This window comes from Vibrio hippocampi (assembly GCF_921292975.1).
GTDB lineage: Bacteria > Pseudomonadota > Gammaproteobacteria > Enterobacterales > Vibrionaceae > Vibrio > Vibrio hippocampi.
This window is the reverse complement of sequence record NZ_CAKLCM010000003.1, coordinates 123,634-135,306: the sequence shown is the minus strand read 5'-3', so window position 1 is coordinate 135,306 and position 11,673 is coordinate 123,634. Positions and strand designations below refer to the sequence as shown.

General features: G+C 45.2%; 13 protein-coding genes. 10 read left to right on the top strand and 3 right to left on the bottom strand.

The genetic code is table 11. The features are described 5' to 3' along the window. The first annotated feature begins 332 nt into the window (after positions 1–332). Together L9Q39_RS13725 and L9Q39_RS13720 are read left to right on the top strand one after the other, a co-directional pair. Positions 333–1,151: an SDR family NAD(P)-dependent oxidoreductase gene (locus L9Q39_RS13725; RefSeq protein WP_237487026.1), complete on the top strand. Its 819-nt coding sequence runs from the start codon at positions 333–335 to the stop codon at positions 1,149–1,151. A 231-nt stretch (positions 1,152–1,382) separates the two neighbouring features. Further along, positions 1,383–2,258, top strand: coding sequence for a radical SAM protein (locus L9Q39_RS13720; protein ID WP_237485677.1), 876 nt, complete (start codon positions 1,383–1,385; stop codon positions 2,256–2,258). Between the two features lie 345 nt (positions 2,259–2,603). Here the strand turns inward: L9Q39_RS13720 and L9Q39_RS13715 are convergent, their stop codons facing one another. Then, positions 2,604–2,855 (bottom strand): DUF2999 family protein, encoded by a 252-nt coding sequence (locus L9Q39_RS13715; protein WP_237487024.1) that lies wholly within the window; start codon positions 2,853–2,855, stop codon positions 2,604–2,606. Positions 2,856–2,941: 86 nt separating this feature from the next. Beyond that, on the bottom strand, positions 2,942–4,051 hold the full coding sequence (alr, locus tag L9Q39_RS13710) for an alanine racemase (RefSeq protein WP_237485676.1): 1,110 nt from the start codon (positions 4,049–4,051) through the stop codon (positions 2,942–2,944). Between the two features lie 699 nt (positions 4,052–4,750). On the opposite strand from alr, the gene dgcN reads away from it, so the two are divergent. From dgcN to L9Q39_RS13670, 8 genes are all read left to right on the top strand, one after another. Then, positions 4,751–5,755 carry an N-acetyltransferase DgcN gene (gene dgcN, locus L9Q39_RS13705; protein ID WP_237485675.1) on the top strand — a complete coding sequence of 335 codons (1,005 nt, stop codon included), beginning with the start codon at positions 4,751–4,753 and terminating at the stop codon, positions 5,753–5,755. Further along, the gene (gene dgcA, locus L9Q39_RS13700; RefSeq protein WP_237485674.1) at positions 5,755–6,729 is read left to right on the top strand and encodes an N-acetyl-D-Glu racemase DgcA; all 975 of its coding nucleotides are present in this window, start codon (positions 5,755–5,757) and stop codon (positions 6,727–6,729) included. Before dgcN ends, dgcA begins: the two co-directional genes overlap by 1 nt. A gap of 6 nt (positions 6,730–6,735) precedes the next feature. Continuing rightward, positions 6,736–7,593 carry a D-amino-acid transaminase gene (locus L9Q39_RS13695; RefSeq protein ID WP_237485673.1) on the top strand — a complete coding sequence of 286 codons (858 nt, stop codon included), beginning with the start codon at positions 6,736–6,738 and terminating at the stop codon, positions 7,591–7,593. 208 nt (positions 7,594–7,801) lie between these two features. After that, positions 7,802–8,023: a VF530 family protein gene (locus tag L9Q39_RS13690; protein WP_237485672.1), complete on the top strand. Its 222-nt coding sequence runs from the start codon at positions 7,802–7,804 to the stop codon at positions 8,021–8,023. A gap of 652 nt (positions 8,024–8,675) precedes the next feature. Continuing rightward, positions 8,676–9,212, top strand: a complete 537-nt coding sequence (locus L9Q39_RS13685; RefSeq protein WP_237485671.1) for a ClbS/DfsB family four-helix bundle protein — start codon at positions 8,676–8,678, stop codon at positions 9,210–9,212. A 111-nt stretch (positions 9,213–9,323) separates the two neighbouring features. Continuing rightward, positions 9,324–9,683 carry a VOC family protein gene (locus L9Q39_RS13680; protein ID WP_237485670.1) on the top strand — a complete coding sequence of 120 codons (360 nt, stop codon included), beginning with the start codon at positions 9,324–9,326 and terminating at the stop codon, positions 9,681–9,683. 86 nt (positions 9,684–9,769) lie between these two features. Further along, positions 9,770–10,165: a nuclear transport factor 2 family protein gene (locus L9Q39_RS13675; RefSeq protein WP_237485669.1), complete on the top strand. Its 396-nt coding sequence runs from the start codon at positions 9,770–9,772 to the stop codon at positions 10,163–10,165. After that, entirely contained in the window at positions 10,158–10,583 is a 426-nt protein-coding gene (locus L9Q39_RS13670) for a bifunctional diaminohydroxyphosphoribosylaminopyrimidine deaminase/5-amino-6-(5-phosphoribosylamino)uracil reductase RibD (RefSeq protein WP_237485668.1), read from the top strand. The genes L9Q39_RS13675 and L9Q39_RS13670 overlap by 8 nt, the downstream gene beginning before the upstream one ends. 217 nt (positions 10,584–10,800) lie before the next feature. On the opposite strand, the gene L9Q39_RS13665 is transcribed toward L9Q39_RS13670, so the two are convergent. After that, positions 10,801–11,664, bottom strand: a complete 864-nt coding sequence (locus L9Q39_RS13665) for a LysR family transcriptional regulator (protein WP_435532840.1) — start codon at positions 11,662–11,664, stop codon at positions 10,801–10,803. Positions 11,665–11,673: the final 9 nt, after the last annotated feature.

Below are 11,673 nucleotides of genomic sequence, written 5' to 3'. Positions count from 1 at the left end.
ATAGCTGCGGATTAGGTAAAGGTTTTTAATATGTACCAAGCATATACACCCGCCAATGTATTCGCAACGCGGGCTGTGAATACAACCACGAGGCAGAGTGCGTTCAATCACCCGTTTGACAGGTAACATGTGGCGAGACTATCGTGTTTTATATGCGATTCGCTTTTAGAGGTGACCAGTGTTGACGTTGACACCTATCTGTTGACACCTATCTGAGTTTGATAATTCGCTATTACGATGAATCAGTTTTAAGAAATTATTTATAATAGTAAGGTCAATTATTTAGTATTATTTATGACAGAAATAGACAGTTCACCCACGGAGAACAGATGATGACAAAGACTATCCTAGTCACGGGCTCGACAGATGGTATTGGTTTTGAAACAGCAAAAATGCTGGTTGCGCAGGGACATAACCTGCTTATTCATGGTCGTAATCCGCAAAAACTGGCCGACGTACAGCAAGCCCTTGAGGCATTATCTGGCGAAGGCACGATTGAGAGCTATGCAGCCGACCTATCCAGCCTTGCCGATGTGGAAGCCTTAGCCGCCGCAGTGAAAGCAAAACACTCACACCTTGATGTTTTGATCAATAATGCCGGCGTCTACAATGTTCCCTCTGTGACAACCAAAGACAATCTAGACGTACGATTTGTGGTGAACACCATCGCTCCTTACCTGCTGACCCAACGCCTATTGAGCCTGTTTGATGCTTCTGGCCGAATTGTTAACCTCTCTTCTGCCGCGCAAGCACCAGTCAACCTCAATGCGTTAGTGAGCGCCGATGCGAACGCCGCCGATGGTGCTGTTTATGCACAAACTAAGCTCGCTATCACCATGTGGTCAGTTGATTTGGCTGCAAAACTGCAAGGACGCGGACCGTTGGTGGTCGCCGTCAACCCAGCGTCGTTCCTAGCGAGTAAAATGGTTAAAGAGGCGTATGGCGTAGCCGGTAATGACCTCAGCATTGGGGCTGATATTTTATGCCGCGCGGCACTGTCTGATGAATTTGCAGAGGCTTCAGGCAAATACTTTGATAATGATTCCGGTCGTTTTGCGCCGCCACATTCTGACGCAATGAATGCCAGTCAAAATCAACAAGTCGTCGCGGCTATTGAAGCGGTACTGGCAGAAAAACTTGGCGCTGAGTAAACACTAACAACACCCTACTTTAATAAGCCTCTCGAAATGAGAGGTTTTTTCATCGACTCGTCCCGTCAACTCATTTGCTCAATCAACACGTTAGAGAGTGTCCAAGCTATCTCCCCTCGAAATTATTAATTTTTCTTTAATACTAACTTCAAATTCTTCCCTATTATCAATAAATACTTAACTCGCTACACTGCTCAGCATTGAAATTCACACTGAGCTGAGGAGCTTAAAATGCACTACGAAGGTAAAATCTACCGTCCTTGGATGGAAGCAGAGAGCGTTTTGATTCAAACCACATTGGGCTGCAGCAATAACCAGTGTACTTTCTGCACCATGTTTGATGACAAGCGTTTTAAGGTCCGTGATCTTGAGGATATCTTTAAAGATATTGATGAAGCGCGAGTGATCTACCCAAAGGTAGAATCCATCTTCCTGATTGACGGCAACGTGATGGCAATGCGTACCGAGAAGCTGCTAAAGATTTTAGATAAAATCAAGGTCACTTTTCCAGAGTTACAACATCTTGCTCTCTATTCTGGATTTAACGACTTTAGACGTAAAAGCATTGCCGAACTTAAAGAACTTCGCGGCGCGGGGCTGACGACTGCCTACTCAGGCTTAGAATCTGGAGATCCGATTGTTCTTGAGCGTATTAAGAAAGGCATGACTCGTGAACATGCGATTGAGGGTATGGAATTGGCACGCGAAGCCAATATCCAAGTTCTGGCGTCATTTATCTTTGGCTTAGGCGGGCGAGAGCGCTCAGCGCAACATGCTGAGAACACCACTAGCCTACTCAATATAATGCGTCCAGACGCCATTGCACCGATGGCTTTAGCGATTCAGCCCGGTAGCGAACTTGAGCGTGAAGTACAGCGCGGTGAGTTTATCTTGCCAACGCCAATGCAACTGCTTGAGGAAGAGAAGCATCTTCTAGAAAATATGGATGACTTTCCTTGCTACTACTGGGGTGACCACGGTAACAACATCGCGACGATGAAAGGCATTTGGCCTGAAGTGCGTCAACCGTTTCTCGACAACATAAACAAACATATCGCCCTTAATCCGATGGCGAAAAAGAATGTTATCGAAACCTTTGCTTGGTGATCCTGAATACGAAAAAAAGCCCCTGCTTATACTCATTTTAGTCAAAGTATACAGGGGCTTTCTCGTCTAGCCTGATGTCGTTGTTATAATTTTTCAGCCTTTTTACCTCAACGCCGGAAGCGTTATTTTGGCGCAGTGTTCATCACCAAATAAAAAAAGCTATTAATGATATTAGCAGCCTATGAACAATCTGCTCAATAAAACTCCAATTCATCTCTTATACTGTGACCTCAAAAGGCGCAGACACATCAATGACCACCATTCTTTGTCATTGATTTCATGTTTGTTGTGATATCTATACCCAAGTGACCTCAAGATGCAGAATTCAGAGGCAATTTGGGGATATTACTGTTGCAGCTTCTGTTTTGCTGCCTCGACTTTAGAGAAATCCAGACCAAGTTCTTCAACTGCTTCTTTAATCAAAGCCGGATTCTGCATCACTTGTCCCATCAATTGCTGCAACTGTTCTTGTGGCAAACCAAGTTGGCTGATCGTCGCCATCGCCGCTAGTGGGTTTTCCGTTAACGCCTGAAATACGTCATTGATCTGCTCATCACTAATATTGTTGTCTTTCAGCAGTGCGATAATTGGGTTCATTTTTCTACCTTTTGAACGCTTAACATAAACGGCGCTCAGTTTAGCACTGGCTTGATCGTGATTGAAGTATTGTGTCGCGAGTGACGTCAAACAGCCTCTTTCATCAACCGTTGTTGCTCAAAGTTATATTCGCGTTTCACTCGTTGTGTCAATTTGATGGTTAACTCATAAGGAATTGTGCCGATCTTCTTAGCCACCACTTCAATAGGTAGGTTCGCCCCCCAAAGCTCTACTTGATCACCACATTGGTCATCACTGTGCAAACCAAGATCAACGACAATCATATCCATCGAAACTCGCCCGACAATTGGGACGCAGCGACCATTAATGTAAACCGGCGTTCCCTCAGGTGCCAATCTCGGGTAACCATCACCATAACCAAGGGCGATCACACCCAATTTCGTATCGCTATCCGATGACCAAGTGTCGCCATAACCCACCGTATCGCCTTTGCGATGGGGTCGTATTGCAATTAAGCTGGTGGTCAAGGTCATCACGGGGGTCAAACCAAAGTGTTGACCGACGGCCTCTTCAGTTGGAGAAATACCGTATAGCGCAATCCCCGCTCGAGCGACATTATATTGTGACTGGGGCCAAAGCAATATACCCGCCGAGTTAGCAATACTTTTCTGACCGATAAAGCCACTCGTCGCCGCATCGAAGCAAGCGATCTGCTGCTGGGTTTTGTCGCTGGCTTTGTTATCTGCGCAACTAAAGTGGCTGACAAAACCCAACTCACCTCGATGCTTTTCCGTTCGCTCAATACGCGCCACCACGTCTGCAATTTCTTGCGCTTGAAAACCCAATCGATGCATGCCGGTATCGAGCTTAACCCAAATCTTCACCTTGCAGGGAACGACGCTCGATTCTAAATGTTCAAGTTGGGTATCATTGTGAATCACCACATCAAAATCATAGTGTGCTGCCAGCAGCAAATCTTGCGGACAGAAGCAGCCCTCCAACAGCATGATGGGTTGAGTGATCCCCGCTTGACGCAACTCTATCGCCTCTTCGATTCGGGCAACTGCAAACTGGTCGGCTTCTGGCAATGCTTTCGCAACCTCAAGCGCATTATGTCCGTATGCATCACCCTTAATGACGGCGATCAGACGCTGATGACCGCTGTGCCGCTTTAATGCGTCATAATTCTGCCTTACTGCGGTAAGGTTGATACTGGCTATCGGTGATGTTTGCACGTCGCTCTCCTTATGCTTGATGTGAACATTGCACTCAAAGCTCTACTCCTAAGCTTCTTTACCGATAAGGCAAGTAATACGCCAACCTGGTTAACAGATAGCTTCAAGAGGGTGGGTAAACAACGACTGAGTCGCTATACAAAGACATCTCTCTTTTGCATCACCCAACGAAACACAAAACACTAACAATAAAAACAAATACAGAATAAACACCCAAGCAAAATCGTCAGTTCAATCCGTCTATCCCTATTCAAATTTCGATAGATTGCACCAATTTAGTGAGCACTCTTCACCAATTTGGCATGAATTAAGTAAATAATAGGCTTATATCACGGGCAATAAGCCTAAAAGTGCCGGTTAACCTTGTATAGAGCAGAGTTGAGTTTGTTATCGTTAAAAAAGTGGCATTTCATGCAATTTTCAAACTTTTGTTATATTCCGCTTATCGTTAATTAATTAGCAGATAAATCTACCGCACATCGCCATTAGTTGTTTATTTCATATAACAAGTCCCGATCAAATCAATACACTAGAAAATCCGGACCAAAAATGAAAATAAGCAATTGATTTAAAAGAGTTTAAACCTCCAATTAACTCTAAACGTTCGACAATACAAAAAACCACTTCATCTCACCTTGTCACGATTTTTGCACTGGTAAATCAAACATTATTCGTAAATCAACATGTGGAGAGCATGAGATGGAACTCAAACAACCTTATTTACTTTTTCTTGGTGATGCCGCCGATCCTCTTGCTGCTAAAGTCGCACAAGGTATTAAAACATGGCGACCTAACTCGTGTGTCGGTCAACTTCGACTTGAGGGTTGCAATGCGGATGTCGGTCTTGAAGACCTAACCATTGATCACGCGGTGCAAGCTGGGGCGAAAACCCTAGTGATTGGCGTTGCTAACCGTGGCGGTATTATCTCCGAGCAATGGATCTCGGTGCTGATTGAAGCCCTAGAAGCAGGAATGGATATTGCGGCTGGATTGCATAACAAGTTGGCGGATATTCCTCAATTAGTCGCTTGCGCTGAAAAGCATGGTCGTTCACTATTCGATGTGCGTTACCCAACACAAAGCTATCCGGTCGCGAGCGGAATCAAACGCAGTGGTAAGCGCCTACTTACTGTTGGAACTGATTGCTCAGTGGGTAAAATGTATACCTCTTTGGCGATTGATAAAGAGATGCAAGCTCAAGGGCTCGACTCGGATTTTCGCGCGACAGGACAAACCGGTATTCTAATCACTGGTAGCGGTGTCAGCGTTGACTGTGTTGTCGCCGACTTTATCGCCGGCGCGATTGAGTCCATTTCACCCGCGAATGACGAAAACCATTGGGATGTTATCGAGGGTCAAGGATCACTGTTCCACGCTTCATTTGCTGGCGTGACCATGGGTCTGATACACGGCTCACAACCTGATGCGATTGTACTTTGTCACGAACCTACTCGTGAGCATATGCGTGGGCTGCCCGACTATTCATTACCGGAATTAGCGCCGTGTATTGAAGCAAATCTAGCCGCAGCAAAACTAACCAACCCGAATGTGCAATGCGTGGGTATCTCAGTAAACACTTCAAACCTCTCTGAGGAAGAAGCGCTGCGCTATATGGATAAAGTCGAGAGCGCTTTTGATATTCCTGTGGTTGACCCATTCCGTCAGGGTGTCAGTCGTATTGTCGCCAAATTGAAGGAGCTGTAATGGAGCTAACCATTTCACAAGGTCAATACCCGATTAACGGCAGTTTTACTATCTCTCGCGGTAGCAAAACCTCGGTAGAGACAGTGATCGTCACCTTGCAGAAACAAGGCGTCGTTGGTCGTGGTGAGTGTGTACCTTATCCAAGGTATGATGAATCGGTGGACTCCGTTTCGGCGCAAATTCAGTCCATTAGCAGTGAAATCAATGCTGGCATTGACCGTCAAACCCTGCAATCTTTGCTGCCCTCGGGAGCCGCAAGAAATGCCATCGACAATGCTTTATGGGATTTAGAGTGTAAGTTAGCGCGCACAAGCATCTGGCACAAACTCGACTTGTCAGCCAAGCCGTTGCAAACCGCTTTTACCATCTCGCTTGCAGAGCCAAGTAAGATGGAGCAAGATGCACGCGACAACGCATTTCGTCCTTTACTTAAGCTCAAGTTGGGTGGTGCGGATGATCTACAAAGAGTGGCGGCAGTGCGTCGCGGCGCACCTAATGCTGACATCATTGTCGATGCCAATGAGGCATGGAGCGTCGAACTGTATCAACAATTGGTGCCTCATCTCGTCGAGCTAGGTGTCAGCATGATTGAGCAGCCCTTTCCAGCAGGCGAGGACCACATTTTGGCTGACTTACCGCGACCGATCACCATCTGTGCTGATGAATCGTGTCACGATAGACATAGCCTAGACCAGATCGCTAGCTGTTATGACATGATCAATATAAAGATCGATAAAACCGGTGGACTGACTGAGGCCTTGCTATTAAAACGCCAAGCGCAAGATTTAGGGTTAAAAGTGATGGTTGGCTGTATGCTCTCGTCATCACTCAGTATGGCACCCGCATTCGTACTGGCACAGGATGCCGACATTGTTGATCTCGATGGACCGCTGTTATTGGCGCAAGATATCGACAATGGCTTTGATTTTACTGACAACTTAATGCTGCCTTTTTCCAGCAAACTTTGGGGATAAGTAACCATGACTCGAACTGTTTATATCAATGGTCAATATATGGCTGAAACGGACGCTAAAGTGTCAATCTTTGACCGAGGTTTCCTGTTTGCGGATGCGGTTTATGAAGTGACTGCCGTATTGGAAGGTAAGCTAATCGATAACGCGGGACATATTGCTCGGCTGACTCGCTCATGCCAAGAGTTAGGCATTCCTATGCCTATCAGCGCAGAAGAGTTGACCGAGATCCAGCGCAGCTTGATTGAAAAAAATCAACTCCACGAAGGAGGCGTTTATCTGCAATTAACCCGAGGCTCTGAGGGTGATCGTGATTTTAGCTACAGCGAAGATATCAAACCTACGCTAGTGCTGTTTACTCAAGCCAGAGAGCTTATTCACTCACCGGTGGCGAAAAAAGGCATCAAGGTGCTGTCGATGGATGATATCCGCTGGCGACGCAGAGACATCAAAACCACCAGCTTACTGCCTGCCTGCATGGCAAAGCACATCGCCCATCAAGCCGGTTGTGACGATGTTTGGTTAATTGAACAGGGCTATGTCACCGAAGGGGGTTCGAGCAATGCCTATATCGTGACTGATGAAGGCAAGATCATCACACGTCCTTTGAGTAACGACATTTTGAGTGGTATCACCCGCGCTTCGCTAATGCTCCTTGCCAAAGATTGTGGATTAGTCATCGAAGAACGCGCCTTTACCATTGAAGAAGCCTACCAAGCCACGGAAGCTTTTGTCAGCTCCGCCACCACCTTTATCTGGCCCGTCACTCATATCGACGACCACGAAATTGGCGATGGTAAACCGGGTCCAATTGCTGCTAAGTTGCGTGAGATTTATATAAAAACGTCACTTGAAATGGCAGAGTAAATTTTTATTCAAGGTTCTAGGGGGTTAAAGGCCCTAGGCCCTAGGCTCTAGGTCCTAGAATTTAGGGGCCCCGTCTACTTTTGCGGGGTCATATCGCACCTAGCACCTAGCACCTAGCACCTAATTTAAACCTATCAAAAAACACACTATCATCTATCTTGTTCTGATAAACTCTGCATCAAGCATCAGTATTCAGGAATCGCATCAAATGAGCCAAGAACAACCCAATAACCCATTACACGGTTTAACCCTTGAACAAATCCTTGTGCGTCTGCATGAACACTATGGATGGAAAGGCTTAGATGCTGAAATCCAGATCAATTGTTTTTATAGCAACCCCTCAATCAAGTCGTCTCTTAAGTTTTTGCGTCGCACCCAATGGGCAAGAGATAAGGTTGAAGCGCTGTATATTGAGACATTTTGTAAGTAACAGGGGTTGAATCAGGTTGACCTCTGATTCAATTCAATCGTTGTCACTCACTTGATCTCCAATGACTCTTTTGATCTTGCATCTTTATCGCTGACATCTTCTCAATGTACTCACACCTGCCAGCATGACTTAGACGCCCTAGATTATTTACGTCAGGTCATATTATTTACGTCACGCTACATTATTAACGCCGCACCACATTATTCACGTCACGCCATATTATTTACGTCACGCCACATTAATTACGTCACACCATATTAATTACACCACCCCTTCATTTTTCACGTCACCCCTTCGTAGGAAGGGGTCTACTCACAGTAGTGTATTGCGCACGCTTTAAGTAGATACCGCAACAAGTGCGGTATGACGTCCTATTTTAATATGACTTCCACTTAAGAATGACGTCTTTTAAGTATCATATCTTGTGTAAGTAAAACGTCTTTTTAAGTAAGGCATTATCGTTACATGAAACCGAACTAACTCTTACCAATATTTTGAGCGTTCTGCGGCAGTTTCCTTGGCTTTTCTGTGGATTTATAGGACTCGCTGATAGTATTTGAGTTTCATATTAGTTGACAGCGATTTCAGTATTGCGTTGCTATTCCTTAATTTCGTATGAACCCTTTTCTGTCGGCGGCTAAAGGAGGTTGTTATGGCGAGACCAAAAACAAAAGAAGAGTTAATTTATCAAGCGAATGAGAATTTTATTAAGCTGTTTCAGTATATCGATTCTATGTCTGAAGATGTATTAGATACTGAATTTGACTTTTCCAGTGACAAAGGCAAAAAAGAATTACATTGGACCCGCGACCGAAATCTTCGTGATGTACTAATCCATTTGTACGAATGGCATAAGTTATTAATAAAATGGGCGAATTCCAACATATCGGGACAGAAAGCAAGCTTTCTACCTGAGCCATACAACTGGAAAACATACGGTCAAATGAATATTGAATTTTGGAAAAAGCATCAAAAAACTGAATTATTGGCTGCAAAGGATTTGGTGCACGAAAGTCATGAGGCTGCACTCAAGTTAGCGAGAAGTTTTACCAATGAAGAGCTTTTCACCAAACAGTATTTCGATTGGACAGGCACAACAACCCTAGGAAGTTACTGTGTTTCCGCGATGCCAAGCCACTATGATTGGGCATTAAAAAAACTCCGAGCCCATGTAAAAATGCAGTCATAGATTGTACATACGAGCAAACGACAAAGACAAAGACAAATATGTAACGTGTGACATTACTTTCTCCATCGAAGTAGTGGGCGCTTATCACGACAATAAATAAGGAGCAATAACATGAATCAACATGAAAAACTCAATTATGTAGAATTCGCAGCAAAGGACTTAGCGTCGACAAAATCGTTCTTCTCTTCCGTTTTTGGGTGGGAGTTTGTCGATTACGGTTCTGAATATGCGGCTTTTTCCGGTCAAGGTTTAGATGGTGGTTTCTTTAAAGCGGATTGTTGCAGCCAGACTCATACCGGCGCGGCACTTTTGGTATTCTATAGTGCCGACATTGACGCTACTTTAAATAAGGTCGCTCAGCATGGCGGGGAGATTATTCGCCCTATCTATGAGTTTCCGGGTGGTTGTCGTTTTCATTTTGTTGAGCCAAGCGGGAATGAGTTCGCCGTTTGGTCAGAAGCGCACGTATAATCAAAAGTTCAAAAGTGAAACCAAACGCTTGTTGGTTTCACTTACCGTTCTTGTTTGGTCTTAACGCCGCATTACTTGGAGGAAACATGGATTCAAAACAAGTCGTCCTAGCGTTTTGGGATGCGATGAAAACCAATGACTTTGCCAAAGCGAGTCAGTGGCTAAGTCCCGATTTTGAAGGTTTTTGGCCGCAATCCGGCGAGCTAACGATGGGTAGAGACAACTTTACCGCAATCAATTCCTTTTACCCTGCCAACGGTGTTTGGGAGTTTACCATTCACTCGATAGTTTGTGATGGCGCAACCGTTGTCACCGATGTGTCCATTACCGATAGTGTCCAAAAAGCACGCGCGATTACCTTTCATACGGTTGAAAACGGACTCATCCGCAAACAAAAAGAGTTTTGGCCCGACCCAATGGAAGCACAAGAGTGGCGAGCGAAGTGGGTGAAAGTCGTACAGGAATACACCCTCAATGTCTGACAAATTTATGCTTAGAGCCCTCGAACTATCACGTCATGCTTTACCAAGTTGTATTCCTAATCCACCTGTGGGCTGTGTCCTTGTGAAAGACAACGTAGTTATCGCTGAGGGATATACTCAAAGCGTTGGCGGGAATCACGCGGAGGTTGAAGCGCTAAACGCTTATTCAGGTTCGATGGACGGTGTTACCGCTTATGTCACCTTGGAGCCTTGTTCTTTTGTGGGTCGCACGCCTGCTTGTGCCAGCACATTGGTCAGTTCTGGTATTAAAAATGTGATGGTCGGTATGTTAGACCCAGATATTCGTAATAATGGTCGGGGGGTTGAAATACTCAAACAGGCGGGTATTTCAGTTCAGGTGGGTGTCTGTGAAACTCAAGTTGACGCATTCCTACAACCCTATCTGGGTAAGTCATAAAAGCATACAAGGACTGCGCTATCCAGCTCAGTGATAAACGATCAAAGTGTTCACCAAGAGTAATACTTGTATTTTTAGCCACTGTGACCTCCTTGATACCGAGTAATACCGAGTTATGGTATCAAGCTGTCTCTATCGCAAGTGGTCGACACCAAATTGGAATGACTGCACAATCATTACCCACACACAGATTGTCTACTCTAAGCTAGATCAACCACTACAACCGCTCAGCCAAGAAATCGATCAATAAACGTAATTTGGGCGCTAAGTATCGGTTCTGAGGATAGACTGCCCATATTGCTTCATTGGGGATTCGATATTGCTCGAGAACGGGAATCAATTGCCCGGACTCGATGTAAGAATCGAGAAAATGATCCGACAATTGCACCATGCCAATATCTTTTAAAGCGGCATCGAGTAACGCCACACCGCTATTGCAACGCAGGTTGCCTTTTACCTTGATATTGCGTTCCTTGTTGTTGTCATTAAAACGCCAATAATCTTGTGTGCCCAATAGGCAGTTATGGTGTTTTAAATCCAATAGTTTTTCGGGCACGCCATGTTTCTCAAGATAATTGGCTGAGGCACAGACATAGTTGGCTCGCTGACATAATTTTTTTGCCACCAAACTGGAATCTTGCTGTTTACCGATCCTGATGGCTAAGTCATAGCCCCCTTCAATCAGGTCAACATGGTGATTGGAAAGCTCCGTTATCACCTCAACTTGATCGTAGAGGGCAACAAAGTCATTGACTAATGGCAAGACTCTTTTTTCGCCGTAGGTCACTGGCGCGGTAAGCTTGATGATTCCTTGTGGTCGGCTTTGCAATTGAGTGATCGCTTGTTCAGCATTTTCCAAACCGTCTAGCAGATGGCGGCACTGCTGATAGAAAACCTCCGCCTCTTGCGTCAATGACACTCTGCGGGTACTGCGATAAAACAGCTTCACCTGTAGCCGGCTTTCTAAGGCGCTGATTTGCCGACTCACTTGAGCCGTGGAAATGCCCAACTTGGTTGCTGCAACGGAAAAACTCTGAACCTCAGCCACAGCGACAAATTCACTGATTCCATGCCACTTCATTATTACCCA